This is a genomic window from Nocardia sp. 2TAF39 (assembly GCF_052114905.1).
Taxonomy (GTDB): domain Bacteria; phylum Actinomycetota; class Actinomycetes; order Mycobacteriales; family Mycobacteriaceae; genus Nocardia.
In genome coordinates this window covers 154,522-168,465 of the sequence record NZ_JBFRFQ010000003.1, presented here as the reverse complement: position 1 = coordinate 168,465, position 13,944 = coordinate 154,522, and the positions used below count along the sequence as shown (strand labels likewise).

Annotated in this window: 11 protein-coding genes; 3 read left to right on the top strand and 8 right to left on the bottom strand. The window is 68.4% G+C overall.

Translation table 11 applies throughout. From position 1 onward, the window contains the following. Positions 1-85 precede the first annotated feature (85 nt). Positions 86-847 (bottom strand): SDR family NAD(P)-dependent oxidoreductase, encoded by a 762-nt coding sequence (locus AB4Z47_RS03380; protein WP_441947696.1) that lies wholly within the window; start codon positions 845-847, stop codon positions 86-88. 506 nt (positions 848-1,353) lie between these two features. Here AB4Z47_RS03380 and AB4Z47_RS03375 point away from each other — a divergent pair. Both AB4Z47_RS03375 and AB4Z47_RS03370 read left to right on the top strand, forming a co-directional pair. Next, on the top strand, positions 1,354-3,705 hold the full coding sequence (locus AB4Z47_RS03375) for an Hsp70 family protein (RefSeq protein WP_441947695.1): 2,352 nt from the start codon (positions 1,354-1,356) through the stop codon (positions 3,703-3,705). A gap of 98 nt (positions 3,706-3,803) precedes the next feature. Beyond that, the gene (locus AB4Z47_RS03370) at positions 3,804-4,598 is read left to right on the top strand and encodes an HAD family hydrolase (protein ID WP_441947694.1); all 795 of its coding nucleotides are present in this window, start codon (positions 3,804-3,806) and stop codon (positions 4,596-4,598) included. A gap of 114 nt (positions 4,599-4,712) precedes the next feature. On the opposite strand, the gene AB4Z47_RS03365 is transcribed toward AB4Z47_RS03370, so the two are convergent. Both AB4Z47_RS03365 and AB4Z47_RS03360 read right to left on the bottom strand, forming a co-directional pair. Then, positions 4,713-5,477 carry an anti-sigma factor gene (locus AB4Z47_RS03365; protein ID WP_441947693.1) on the bottom strand — a complete coding sequence of 255 codons (765 nt, stop codon included), beginning with the start codon at positions 5,475-5,477 and terminating at the stop codon, positions 4,713-4,715. A 229-nt stretch (positions 5,478-5,706) separates the two neighbouring features. After that, positions 5,707-6,117: a VOC family protein gene (locus AB4Z47_RS03360; RefSeq protein ID WP_441947692.1), complete on the bottom strand. Its 411-nt coding sequence runs from the start codon at positions 6,115-6,117 to the stop codon at positions 5,707-5,709. Positions 6,118-6,214: 97 nt separating this feature from the next. Between AB4Z47_RS03360 and AB4Z47_RS03355 the strand changes: the two genes are divergently transcribed. Next, entirely contained in the window at positions 6,215-7,189 is a 975-nt protein-coding gene (locus AB4Z47_RS03355; protein WP_441947691.1) for a helix-turn-helix transcriptional regulator, read from the top strand. Between the two features lie 725 nt (positions 7,190-7,914). Here the strand turns inward: AB4Z47_RS03355 and AB4Z47_RS03350 are convergent. The 5 genes from AB4Z47_RS03350 to AB4Z47_RS03330 form a co-directional block, all read right to left on the bottom strand. After that, on the bottom strand, positions 7,915-8,688 hold the full coding sequence (locus AB4Z47_RS03350) for a sirohydrochlorin chelatase (protein WP_441947758.1): 774 nt from the start codon (positions 8,686-8,688) through the stop codon (positions 7,915-7,917). Positions 8,689-8,824: 136 nt separating this feature from the next. After that, positions 8,825-10,120, bottom strand: coding sequence for a sulfate adenylyltransferase subunit 1 (locus AB4Z47_RS03345; protein ID WP_441947690.1), 1,296 nt, complete (start codon positions 10,118-10,120; stop codon positions 8,825-8,827). Between the two features lies 1 nt (position 10,121). Beyond that, positions 10,122-11,054 (bottom strand): sulfate adenylyltransferase subunit CysD, encoded by a 933-nt coding sequence (gene cysD, locus AB4Z47_RS03340; RefSeq protein ID WP_441947689.1) that lies wholly within the window; start codon positions 11,052-11,054, stop codon positions 10,122-10,124. 227 nt (positions 11,055-11,281) lie between these two features. Beyond that, a complete protein-coding gene (locus tag AB4Z47_RS03335) occupies positions 11,282-11,998 on the bottom strand; it encodes a phosphoadenylyl-sulfate reductase (protein ID WP_441947688.1) in 717 nt (238 codons plus the stop codon). Between the two features lie 20 nt (positions 11,999-12,018). Continuing rightward, on the bottom strand, positions 12,019-13,824 hold the full coding sequence (locus tag AB4Z47_RS03330) for a nitrite/sulfite reductase (RefSeq protein ID WP_441947687.1): 1,806 nt from the start codon (positions 13,822-13,824) through the stop codon (positions 12,019-12,021). Positions 13,825-13,944 lie beyond the last annotated feature (120 nt).

The window sequence follows — 13,944 nt, the reverse complement described above, 5'->3', positions numbered from 1 at the left end:
CGCTGTTTCGGACACCGGCCCCCGTGATGAGGGCGTGGACCAGGTGTCCGGCCCTTCGGCGCTCGCGGCGACCGAACCCGGATGGTCAGCGCGCGGTGAACCCGCCGTCGACGGCCAGCGCCGCACCGGTGACGAAGCTCGCCTCGCGGCTGAGCAGGTACGCGCAGAACGACGCGATCTCCTCCGGCGTACTGATCCGGCCCAGCGGGTGCAGCGCGGCGATGGTCGCCACACCTTCTGGCGTCGCACCCATCGAATTCCGGAACGCCGGTGTGTCCACCGCCCCGGACACCAGTGCGTTGACCCGAATGCCCTTGTCGGCAGCCTCCAGCGCCGCCGCCCTGGTCAGCCCGACCACGCCGTGCTTGGCCGCCACATACGGCGCCACCGAGCCCATTCCGACCACACCGAGATTCGACGCGTTGTTCAGGATCGCCCCGCCGCCAGAGGCGACCAGCGCGGGAACCTGGTGCCGCAGGCCGTAGTACACACTGGTGAGGTTGAGCTCCAGGTCGGCGCGCCAGCCCGGCTCCTCGATCTCTTCGATCGGCCCGAACGCGTGCACGGCGCCCGCATTGTTGAATGCCGCGTCCAGACGGCCGTATTCGGACAGCGCCGCCTGGGTCAGACGCGCCACGTCCTGCTCCACCGTGACATCGGTCGGAACGAACAGCGCCCGGCCACCGGCCACGCGGATGTCGGCGGCCACCTGTTCGCCCGCGTCCTTGCCACGCGCGCCGAGCACGACCGCAGCGCCTTCGCTCGCGACCCGCATCGCCACCGCCTTGCCCACCCCCGAGCTGGCGCCGGTGATCAGGACGACCTGCTCGGCGAACCGTGTTCCCATCTCTCCACTCCCTTTCCATTCGCGCGATCTCACCTCGTGCGGTGGGTCGCGCTGTCGAGTAAAGCTGGCGGAAGCGGCCGGGGCTGGCGTATATCGGACTTCGAGTTTGACGTGTCAATTAATTGCTCCGGCGCGGCCGTTTCACGAAATCCCCAGCGTCGGCAATGATTTGGCTACCGACCGGTAGGTGTTGATCATGCGGTGTGGTTCGAGGCGGGAAAGCCGTCCTTCGGTTTGGTTGGGGGTGCGATATCTCAATCGCTGTAAGGTAGCGGAAACGTGCGGCGCGCAGTCGAATTGACGTGTCCAGGGTGCTGAACGCATGATCTTCGATGCTTCTACCTGGTGGTTTGAACGACCATGGCGATCGGCGAAACGCTGCATATCAATTACGCATACGTATTGACCCGAAGCGGCTAACCTGTAGTCGCTGTTTGGAAGACGACCGCGGCCACATGGTTAGGCTATGTGATGGACGTGGTCACGGTGCGTTGACGGGATAGCAGATGACCACAGGTCTGGGTTTCAGCATCGGTGCAGTGAACTCCGTGACGGCTTCGGTCACCGGAGAGCGCACTCGTCCCGTGGTGCGTTCGCGGCGCACCGCCGTGACGTTCGACAGCGCGGGTGGACTCCGGATCGGCGGAGTTCCCCAATTCACCGTGGCGGTCAAGGATTTCGCCGATCTGAGCCGCGACCCGGATCCCGTGATCGTAGGGGGCCGCATCTGGTCGCCCGCCAACCTCGTCGCCGCGGTGGTGAACGAACTGCGCGCGGCCGAGCCCGGCGCATGTGCGTCCGGCGTCATAGCGACCTATCCGGCAAGCTATTCCGACAAGCAGGTCGCGCTGCTACGCCAGGCGCTGGACCTATCCGGGGGCGGCGACGTGCTGCTGGTGCCCGAACCGGTGGCGGCGGCCGAATGGTTGGAACATGAGTACGGCCCCCTGGAGTCGAGCTTCGTCCTGGTCTACGACCTCGGTGGCACCAGCCTCGACGTGACCGTCGTGCGTGTCGGCCCGGATTGGGACAACCATCCGATGATCGGAAAGCCGGTACGCTCCTACGATTTCGGTGGCAGGCCGCTGGGATCGATGATCGCGCGGTACGCCCCGACCGTCACGCCCCGGTCCGCGGGCTTGTCGATGACGTCGATCGTCGACATCGACGGGCTGCGCACCGCACATGTGTACGACTCGCTCGAGGTGGTCCGTGCCTGCGTCCGGGAGGCAGGGATCACGATGTCCGACATCGGTCGTGTCCTCCTGGTCGGTGGTGCGTCCCGGCCCGCCGAAGTGGCGCGCACGCTCGCCGAACTCGGCCGACCCGTGGTGATTTCGGCCGACCCCGGGCAGACTGTCGCAGCAGGCGCGGCCCTCATGGCGGCGCGGACCATGGCACTCGGCGCATCTGGCGGTCGGGTCGTCACGCCGCGCGTAGCCGTGTTCTCCAGCGCCGCTGTGGTTTCGGCGGTCGCCATGTCGGCCGTCACCGTTTTCGGCGGTCCCACGGTGCCTGAGCTGTCGCCGATGCTCGACCGCTTACCGGATATCGACGCGCCGACCGACGCCCTGCTGTACGACGCGCGGGGCGAGGCCGCCGAGGCATGGTCCCGGATGGCCGCCCCCGTGCGATGGAACTCAGGGCAGGTGATGCCCTCGTTCCTTTCACCGCGAACCTCCGCGTACAGCCGGTTCATCAAGCCGGCTCCTCGTAGCACGACGTATGGCCCTTCGATGTCCAACTCTCCGAGCGGCTCGCATCGGGAACCTCGAACCTGCTGCGGGCCGGAGGGATCCCGAGGCGGGACATACTCCAACCCGGCCTACTTCGTGAACCCGCTGCCGTTCGGTCCTTTCGTCCACCGCGTCCCCAAAGTCCCCGATCAGCCGCCCGTGCCTGCTCAGCCGCCCGCGGCGGGTACCGAGACGTCTACCGCACCGTCTGCGGGGGTGCCGGTCCCGGCACCAGGCGCGACCGCGCCAGCGCCCCAGCCAGGTTCGAGACCTCCGGTCCCGAATCCCGGGTCCAACCCGACCGTTCCCGGCGCGACAACGCCGGGCCATTCGACCGACGCTCCCTCCACCGGGGGTGTGTCCGACACTCCGACATCCGGAACGCATGGTGGAAACCAGGGCCACTCCTCCGGCACGACCTCACCGGGCGACGCCTCCTCTGGCGCTTCGACCGGTGGCACGTCGCCGGAAACGGCTGATGGAACCTCTACCGGCGCAGCGTCTTCGGGCAACAGTGCCTCCGGCGGCACCGCCTCCGGAGGTTCCTCGACAGGCGGTTCCTCCTCGGACAGTTCTGCTGGTAGTCCCGCGGGTGCGTCGTCAGGTGGTTCCACAGGGGGTGCGTCGACCGGTGGCTCTGGGCGTCCTTCTTCCGGTGACGGGTCGTCGGCCGGAAACTCGTCGGGGACTTCGTCTTCCGGTGGTGCGGCGGGGCGTCCTGGCGCGGGTGGGGCGTCGGGTGGTGCGTCCTCCGGTGGTCATCCAGGGGGTGCGTCGACCGGTGGCTCTGGGCGTCCTTCTTCCGGTGACGGGTCGTCGGCCGGAAACTCGTCGGGGACTTCGTCTTCCGGTGGTGCGGCGGGGCGTCCTGGCGTGGGTGGGGGGTCCGGTGGTGCGTCCTCCGGTGCTTATCCAGGGGGTGCGTCGACCGGTGGCTCTACGTCGGGTGGTGGCTCTGGGCGTCCGTCTTCCAGTGGTGGGTCGCCGGCCGGAAACTCGTCGGGCGCTTCGTCTCCCGGTGGTTCCGCGGGCCGTTTCGGCTCGGGCGGAGGGCCGACGTCCGGCGGTTCTTCGTCCGGTGGCGTCGGGGGTTCCGGCGGGAGTGGAGCTCGCGGTCGTTAGCCCCTGGCTGTGTCGGCGCCGAATCCTCGGGCGCAAGTGGAGATCTCGGTGCTGTTGATCGGCTGACGAGTGCGGGGCTACGGAGGCACAATGGGCTGGTGGTATCCGGGGGACCCCAGCTGATCGCGCTGGACGTGGATGGGACGCTGCTGGACACCGGGACGCCGGTCAGTACGCGCGTGATCGCTGCGGTGCGCGGGGCCGTCGAGGCAGGCGCGCATGTCGTGGTGACAACCGGGCGCACCCTGCTGACGACGCGTTCCGTGCTCACCGAGCTCGGGCTGAACGAAGGCCACGCGCTGTGCTCGAACGGGGCGGTGCACATCGACGTGGCGAAGGGCGAGCCGGTCGCAGTGCAGACCTTCGACCCAGCACCGGCCGTCACCGCGTTGCGTGCGCTGTTCCCGGAAATGATCTTCGCCGTGGAGAAGGTCGGGATCGGAACCTGGGCCACCGGCATCAGTCCGGGCGAATTCTCGATCGGGGAGTACCTGCTCGTCGACCATCACGCGTTGAGCAGCGAACCCACCCCGCGGCTGAACGGCTGGTGGCCCGACGGTTCGCTGGCGGAGATGCTCCGTGCGCTGCGCACCCTCCAGGTGCCGGGAGCGAGCTGGGTACATGGTGAGTTCGGCCCGTGGCTGACCGTCTGCCGCCGGGGTGTGTCCAAGGGCTGGGCGCTGGAGCGGCTGCGCACATCCCTCGGCATTCCGCACGAGGCGACCCTGGCCATCGGCGACGGCTACAACGACCGCGAGATGCTCCGTTGGGCAGCGCATTCCGTGGCGATGGCGAATGCCCCCGCAGAGGTGCGGAGCCTCGCAAACGAGGTCACCGACCACGTACTCGAGGACGGCGTCGCGACCGTCCTGGAGCGCTGGTTTCACGCCTGACGTGGTCGTCCTTTCGGCATGGTTACGCCGATCGCTGTCGGAGTGGTGAAACCACGGCTCGCGCAGGGCATTCGCGAACTGGCACGACGTTCTACGGCGTCCCCGTCGCCTGGCTCAGGCCAGGTCGATCCGGACCGCGATCGGCGTAGTCGGCTGTAGCGAACCGTCGGTGGGTTCGGTGGTGATCACGACGAACGCGGTGTCGTCGCGCAGGTCGGCCACCTGCTCGGTGCGCATGCCCTCGGTGTGCATCATTCCGGCCGACCGCGGTGCGCCCGTGTTAGGGATCAGCCACAGCTGGTAGCCGTGTTCGCGGTCCAGCGCGGGCAGGCCGACGGCAGAGACGACCATCTTGCCCACGCTGTGCGACAGCAGCGCTGTTGCCGAGCCGCCCTCGGCCACCACAGTTCCCTTGCGGGTTACGGTATCGGCCGCCCTGCCCACCTGCTCTGTCGCGACGGTCGCGTCGCCGTGGGCGGCCCGATCGACCAGCGCGAACCCGGTGATCGCCACGAGCGCGACCGCCACCGCCGTCGCGATGCCGATCACGACTCGGGTCGCCCACGGGTGGCGGGCGGGCAGCGGTGCGCTGTCGTCCTCCCCGAACAGCTCCAGCGGCGGCAGGATGCTCGTGTGGCCGAGCGCGTCGGGTCGGCGCAGGATGTCGGCGGGGCCGAACGCGTCGAGCGGTGGCATGATCCGGGTCGAGTCCAGCTCGTCCCGTCCGTCGGCGGGCAACTCCCCGCGTGTGCCGATATCGGCGAGCGCCCGGTCCGATGTGGACTCGTCGTCCCCCTGGACTGTGTCCGGGGTGTTTGCTGTGCCGGTGACGCCATCGGCGCCAGAGGCGCCGTGTACTACTCGGGCGCGGATGACCATACGGTGTCCTTCCAAGCCTGACCAAGCCGGATGCCGTCTGTGCAGCGACGGCGGGTGTGCGGCCGATCATATGACGCAGATCGCACCGCAACCACATGGTTACCCGGCGCGCCGCCGATGTCGTCCCACCTGAAATGGTGTCGCGGTGCGGGCGGTCGGTTGGGAAACGTTGCGGGGCACGGCGTCCGCAAACGAATACCCGCCCAGCAGCCCGCGGCCGCGGCTCGGGTTACGCCGGGCCGGTTTCGGCGAGGATCTCGAGGTAGTGCGGGTTCGTCATCAGGCCGAGGACGTTGCCGAACGGGTCGACTACCGAGGCGGTCGAGAAACCCGTGCCGGCGCCGCGTTCGGTGATGGGGTCGTATTCTTTCGCGCCGAGTTCGAGCAGCCGGTCGACCGTTGCCCGCAGATCGTCGACATGCCAGTTGATGATGGCGCCGCCCGGCTCGTTGCGCGCACCCGCCGGGGCGTAGGCCCGGTTCACGATGCCGAATTCGTGTTGGTAGTCGCCGATGCGGAACTCGTAGTAGCCGTTGGGGACGTGGAAGTAGGGCTCGACGCCCAGGAACTCGGTGTACCAGTCCTTCGCGGCCTCCAGGTCGTCGGCGTAAAAGGTGCTCGTCGCCATTCCTCGCAGCATGTCGGATCTCCTTCGGTGTGCTCGTTCGCGCTTGTGAAACCATCATCCACCTTGAAGTGCTCACCGAATGAGCACTTTTATCGGCAGAATTGTGTGCATGCGAGCGGACAGATTGGTGGCGATCCTGCTGATGATGCAGACGCGCGGACGGGTGACCGCCGCGCAGGTCGCCGCGGAACTCGAGACCTCGGTGGCCACCGCGCGCCGCGATCTCGAGGCGCTGTCGGCGGCCGGTGTGCCGGTGTACCCGCAGCCCGGTCGCGGCGGTGGCTGGACGCTGGTCGGCGGTGCGCGCACCGACCTGAGCGGGTTGACCGCGGGGGAGGCGCGTGCGTTGTTCCTGCTGGCAGGTCCGTCCGCGGGCGCGGTGCCGGAGGTGAAATCAGCGCTGCGCAAACTGGTCCGGGCGCTGCCGCAACCCTTTCGCGGAGACGCGGAGGCGGCGGCCGACGCCATCGTGATCGACCAAGCCCGCTGGGGTGCGAACGACCGGCAGCTGCCGCCGGTCGTGACTTTGCTGCAGCGAGCGGTGGTGCAGCGCACCAAGGTTCGGCTGCACTACGCCGACCGGGCAGGCGAGCGCTCCGAGCGTCTCGTCGACCCCTGGGGCCTGGTCGACAAGGACGCCCTCTGGTATCTGGTGGCCGGAACCGAGCGTGGACAGCGAACCTTTCGGGTCGATCGCATCGCAGAGGTGATCCCGACCGACGAAAAGTCACACCGCCCCGATGATTTCGATCTCTCCGCCGCTTGGGAACAGGTGGTCGACGAGATGGAACAGCGCCGCGCGACCACCGCCGCGACTGTTCTCGTCCCCGAGCGCCTGCTGCCGATCCTGCGCGACCAGCAGGGCAGGAACTGCGTGGTGGACGGCCCCACCGACGACGGCCGCGTCCAGGTCCGCATCACCGCCCCGACCGCGTGGATGATCGCGCAGCAGCTGGCCGGATGGGGCGCCTCGCTCGAAGTCCTCGGTCCGCCCGACGTCCGTGTCGAACTGGCCCGCCTCGGCGCCGAACTGGTCGACCGCTACCGGCCCACCGCTGACGGCCGGACGAGCGGGACATGCTGACCTGACCACTCGCCGATCGCCATCAACCGGTCCCGCCTGAGGCGAGCGCGGCGTCCGCACCGAGCACGACGGGGGTCGGCGCGGCGCCGTGGTCAACGGCTCGTTCCAGGTCACGCCGAAGGCCGCGCTCGCTGAGCTCGGTGCAGGGCGCGCGTGCGCCCTGCACCGCTGGCCGCGATGCGAGTGGGACGTGGTGTCCTACTGAGAGAAGTCGCCGTCCTGCCCCACGCGACGTGCTCAGCGTGATGCTGGGATGTGGGCAGCCAAGGCGCGCAACATTTCCGAAGCCAGGGCGGTGTGGCCGCTGGTGGTGAGGTGGATGAGGTCGGCGCTCATCAGGTCGTGGCGCAGGCGCAGCGGGTAGTCCCAGAGGTCGAGCAGCAGGGCATCGCCGCGCCAAGGAGCAGGGCCACCTCGGCGAACGCACCACCGAGGTCATCGCGTTCGAACTGGACGCCGTCATCGCCGCCGCCAACACCGCCCGGCAGATGGGCGACGAATGGGTGTCGCCACCGCCCGTTCCATCGTGGAAAACCTGCTCGGCTGAGTTCTGTCACCCGGTTTCCGCCTGATCGGCGAATGCTTTTACCGGCATCAGGGTTCCCGCAGTTGGCCGGTACTGCCTCGGATTGCGTGGGTCTAATCGGCGAGTGGGTGGGATAGATAGCGAGATGCGGTGGGGGCGGGTTGCTCCGCTGTTTCGGTGATCCGCTGAAATCCCGCGGTCAGGCCGAGAGCGCGTGCGGCTCGGCGATCGCCGTGTAATAGCGGTCCAGGATGACGTCGGTGAGCGCCGGGTGCGGGCCGAGGACGTCGGCGTGGATCGCGTACGGCGCCGCGCCGACCAGGCGGTCGGTCAGCCGACCTGGGGCGAGGAACCATGGCGCGACGAAAACCCGGTCCGCGCCGTCGGCACGCAGTGCCGCAATGGCCTCGGCCACCGACGGTTCGGTGGTGGCGAAGCAGATCTCGGTACGCCATCCGGTGAGCGCGGCGAGCCGATCGGCCACCTCGGTGGTACGCGCATTGGCCGTGGCCGAGGACGAGCCGACCGCCGCGACCGCTATGCCGAGGCGACGATCCGCCAGGGGGTGCACGGCATCTCGCGCGGAGCAGGCGGCCAGGACGCGATCCCGCAGCGCGGCGATCAGTCCGATATCGGGGCCGAGTACGTCGGCCTGTGTCAGCCGCAGCTGTGGCTGACGGGCCCGGGCCGCATCGAGCAGACCGGGCAGGTCGACTCTGGCATGGAAGGCGCTGCCGAGCAGCAGCGGCGTCACCACCGCGTGCCTATGTCCCTGGGCCGCAACACCATCCACGACCTGCTCGACCGAGGGCGCGTTGAGATCGAGGAAGGCGAGTCGGACATCGATATCCGGGCGTGCGGCCGCGACGGCGGCGGCGACCGCCGACACCGTCGCCGCCGACCGCGGATCACGACTGCCGTGGGCCACCGCGATCAGCGCGGGCGGCTTCGAGGCGGTAACGCCGCCGGTCATGGCGGGCGGGTAGCCGAGCCAGGTGGTCGCATAACCCGATCGGGCGGTTACCTGGACCGCCGCGGCGCTGGATGGTGCCGTGCCGGACCCGCGCACGACCGGCGCGGCGCCGAAAGGGGCTTGCGTGGGCGGCATCTCAGGCTCCGGCGCCGACCTCGACCGCGGACAGCGCATCGCCGACCAATCCAGCGGCCAGCGTGTTGCCGCCGGACGGGTCGATCAGCAGGAAGCTGCCGGTGTGCCGGTTCACCCGGTAGTCGTCGGCCGCGATCGGCTCGGCGACCCGCACCGAGATGCGCCCGATATCGTTGAGCGCCAACGACTCCGGGTTCGGGTCGGCGGCCAGGCGCTGCTCGTCGAAGCGCTCCAGAAGCGTGCCGACGATCGCCTGGGTGGTCCGGGTGCCGTGTTTGAGCAGCAGGCGTCCGCCGGGGCGCAACGGCTTGTCGCCCAGCCAGCAGACCGTCGCGTCGAACGTGTCGATGGGCTCCGGCGCGTCGGCGACCGAGGCGATGATGTCGCCGCGCGAGACGTCGACATCGTCGGCCAGGATCAGCGTGACACTGCGGCCGGTCTGCGCCACCGCGAGCTCGCCGTCCGGGGTGTCGATTCGCTCGACGGTTGTGCGGATACCGGAGGGCAGCACGACGACCTCGTCGCCCGGCGCGACCGTGCCCGCCGCGATCTGTCCCGCGTAGCCGCGGTAGTCCGGGTATTCGGAGGTGCGCGGCCGGATCACATACTGCACCGGGAACCGCAGTCCGAGTGAGTGATTGCCGGTACTGTCCGCGTCGACCGGTACCGACTCCAGATGCTCGATCAGCGAGGGACCGCTGTAGTACTGGGTGTTGTCCGAGCGGGTGGCGATGTTGTCGCCGTGCAGCGCCGATACCGGGATCTCCAGCACGTCGTCACTCGTCCAGCCCAACCTGCCGGTGAGTTCGGTGAACTCCGCGGAGATGTCGGCGAACACGGTGGCGGCGTCGTCGACCAAGTCGATCTTGTTCACCGCGAGCACCAGCTTCGGCACGCCGAGCAGCGCGAGCACCGCGGCGTGCCGGCGGGTCTGCTCGATGACGCCCTTGCGCGCGTCGACAAGTAGAATCACCAGCTGCGCGGTGGACGCGCCGGATACGGTGTTGCGGGTGTACTGCACGTGCCCGGGGGTGTCCGCGAGCACGAAAGAGCGCCGCGGCGTAGCGAAGTAGCGATAGGCGACGTCGATGGTGATGCCCTGTTCGCGTTCCGCGCGCAGTCCATCCACGAGCAGCGAAAGATCCGGTGTGGCAAGACCTTTGTCCACCGACGCGCGCGTGACGGCATCGATCTGATCGGCCAGTACGGATTTCGTGTCGTAGAGCAGGCGTCCGACCAGAGTGGACTTGCCGTCGTCGACAGAACCGGCGGTGGCCAGCCTCAATAGGTCGGACATGTCAGAAATAACCCTCTCGTTTGCGGTCTTCCATCGCGGCCTCCGACACTCGGTCGTCCCCACGGGTCGCGCCGCGTTCGGTCAGTCGAGACGCGGCGACCTCGGCGAGGATCGCGTCATTGTCGGCCGCGTCGGAAAGAATGGCGCCGGTGGACGATCCGTCACCGACGGTGCGGTAGCGCACCGACCTGGTCTCCAGCACCTCGCCGTCGCGCGGGCCGCCCCACACGCCCGGCGTCATCCACATGCCGTCGCGCTGGTACACCGGCCGCTCGTGCGCGTAGTAGATACTCGCCAGATCGATGTCCTCGCGGGCGATGTAGCGCCAGATGTCCAGCTCGGTCCAGTTGCTCAGCGGGAATACGCGCACATGTTCGCCCGGCGCGTGCCGCCCGTTGTAGAGGTTCCACAGCTCCGGGCGCTGCCGCTTCGGGTCCCACTGTCCGAACGCGTTGCGCAGCGAGAAGATCCGCTCCTTGGCGCGCGAGCGCTCCTCGTCGCGACGGCCGCCGCCGAACACGGCGTCGAAGCGGTTCTCGCTGATCGCGTCCAGCAGCGGGACGGTCTGCAGCGGGTTGCGGATGCCGTCGGGACGCTCGGTGAGCCGCCCGTCGGCCAGATAGTCTTCCACCTTCGCCACGTACAGGCGCAGGCCGTAGCGCTCGACCACCTTGTCCCGGAACTGGAGCACCTCGGGGAGGTTGTGCCCGGTGTCCACGTGCAGCAGCGCGAATGGCAGCGGCGCGGGCCAGAAGGCCTTGAGCGCTAGATGCAGCAGCACAGTGGAGTCCTTGCCGCCGGAGAACAGGATCACCGGCCGCTCGAACTCGCCCGCCACCTCGCGGAAGACGTGGATGGACTCGGACTCCAGCGCGGCAAGCGTGTCGAATTCGCTGATGCCGAGGGAACGTTCGCTTCGGATGGTTTCGGTCATGCTGTGTCCTTCTCTGCATGCCCCGGGGGCCTCGCGTGGTTACGCACGCTGCCTCCTTCGGGCCCTGACTCGGTCATGCGGTGTCTTTCTCTGCATGCCCGAGGGGCCCTGCGTGGTTACGCACGCTGCCTCCTTCGGGCCCTGACTCGGTCATGCGGTGTCTTTCTCTGCATGCCCGAGGGGCCCTGCGTGGTTACGCACGCTGCCTCCTTCGGGCCCTGACTCGGTCATGCGGTGTGCAACCCGCATTCGGTCTTGGCGAGGCCAGCCCAACGGCCGCTTCGCGGATCGGATCCCGGCTCCGGCTTCCGTGTGCACGGAGCGCAGCCGATGGACGGATATCCCTCCTCCACCAGGGGATTGACGAGGATGCCGTGCTGCTCGATAAAGTCCTGCATCTCGTCGTCGGACCACAGCGCGATCGGGTTGATCTTCACCAGTCCGAACGCCTCGTCGAACGAGATGAGCGGCGCGTTCGCCCGCGTCGGCGCCTCGACCCGGCGGATGCCGGTGACCCAGGCGTTGTAGCCGGCGAGCGAGTTCTGTAACGGGACGACCTTGCGCAACCGGCAGCACTCGTTCGGCTCGCGGGCGAACAAATTCTTGCCCAGCAGGCGGTCCTGTTCGGCAACAGTGTGTTCGGGGCGGACGTTGATCACGTTCACCCCGTACACCGCCTCTACCGCGTCCCTCGTACCGATGGTCTCGGCGAAGTGGTAGCCGGTGTCCAGGAACAGCACGTCCACACCGGAGCGGACCTCGGCGGCCAGCTGCACCAGCACGCCGTCCTGCATGTTGGAGGCGACGATGTAGCTCGCACCGAAGGTGTCCTCGGTCCACTGCAGGAGTTCGCTCGCCGAGGCGCCGTCGAGCTCGGCCGCGCCGCGTGCGGCGATGGCTCGTAGCTCGTCCTCGGACAGCTTTTCCGCGAGTTGGGTTGTCACAATTGATCTCCCGTCGAGACTTATTTCAAGTCGGCTTCGTCGGCGCGAACCGCCCACTGGGCGAATCGCTCGCCGTCCTCGCGGTGCTTGACGAAGTTGCGCACCACCCGCTCGATGTAGTCACCGAGTTCGCCGCTGGTCACCTTGTGCTGGCGCAGCTTGCGCCCGAAGGCGCTGTCGAAGCCGAGGCTGCCACCGAGGTGAACCTGGAAACCCTCCACGTGATTCCCGGTGCCGTCGTCGACGAGCTGGCCCTTGAATCCGATGTCGGCGATCTGCGACCGGGCGCACGAGTTCGGGCAACCGTTGATGTTGATGGTGATCGGGACGTCCAACTGCGCGTTGAGATCCGCGAGCCGCTCCTCCAGCTCGGGCACCAGCACCTGGGACCGCTTGCGGGTCTCGGCGAAGGAGAGCTTGCAGAACTCGATGCCGGAGCAGGCCATCAGGTTCCGCCGCCACAGCGACGGGCGGGCCTGCAACCCGAGCGGTTCCAGCTCGTCGATCAGCGCGTCGACCTTGTCGTCGGCGACATCGAGCACGATCAGCTTCTGGTAGGGGGTGAACCGGATGCGGTCGGAGCCGAATCGCTCCGCCGCGTCGGCGACCTTGGTCAGGACGGTGCCCGACACCCGACCCGCGATGGGGGAGAAGCCGACGGCGTTGAGCCCATTGCGCAGCTTCTGCACGCCGACGTGGTCGATCGGCTTGGTCGGCTGCTCCGGCGCGGGGCCGTCGATCAGCTTGCGCTTCAAGAACTCGTCCTCGAGCACCTGACGGAATTTCTCGATGCCCCAGTCCTTGACCAGGAACTTCAGCCGCGCCTTGGTGCGGAGGCGGCGGTAGCCGTAGTCGCGGAAGAGCGAGACCACGGCCTCCCACACGTCGGGGACCTCCGCCAGCGGCACCCACACACCGACCCGCTGCGCCAGCATCGGGTTGGTGGACAGCCCGCCGCCGACCCACAGGTCCAGACCGGGGCCGTGCTCCGGGTGGACCACGCCCACGAATGCGACGTCGTTGATCTCGTGCACCACGTCCTGCTGGCCGGAGATCGCGGTCTTGAACTTGCGCGGCAGGTTGGAGTACTCCTTCTTGCCGATGTAGCGGTGCACGATCTCGTCGATCGCTGGCGTCGGATCGAGGATCTCGTTCAGCGATTCGCCGGCCAGTGGGGAACCGAGCACCACGCGCGGGCAGTCGCCGCACGCCTCGGTGGTCTTCAGACCGACCGCCTCGATCCGCTTCCAGATCTCGGGGACGTTCTCCACCTCGATCCAGTGGTACTGCACGTTCTCGCGGTCGGAGAGGTCGGCGGTGTCGCGGGCGAACTCGGTGGAGATCTGGCCGAGGGTGCGCAGCTGCGCGACATTCAGCGCGCCCGCGTCACAGCGGATGCGCATCATGAAGTACTTGGCCTCGAGCAGGTCGATGTTCTCGTCGCCGGTCCAGCTACCGTCGTAGCCCTGCTCGCGCTGGGTGTAGAGACCCCACCAGCGGAACCGCCCACGCAGGTCACCCTTGTCGATGCTGTCGAAGCCGGTCTTGGCGTAGATGTTCTCGATCCGCGCGCGGACGTTGAGCGGGTTGTCGTCCTTCTTGGACTGCTCGTTCGGGTTCAACGGCTCGCGGTAACCCAGCGCCCACTGGCCCTCGGCCTTGCGACGCACGGGTTTGCCGGTGCGGGCGCGTGGCCCGGCGGAGGCCGCTGGACGCGGGCGGTCCGGGCGGACGCGGCGTTCGGAGGCGGGGCGTTCGGGGCGCGCGTGGTGCCCCGGCCGGGGTTCGGGCTGTTCGGTCGGACCGGCGCCGGTGCTCGACGTCATAGGGTCGCTCCTGCGGGGTGGGTGGTACATCCGTCGTGAGGGCGTGAGGGGCTGACTCACGCCTGCGGTGTCAGCGGGCCGATGAAGTCGGTCTCGGGAATCGCCGGGGAGACCCGGACT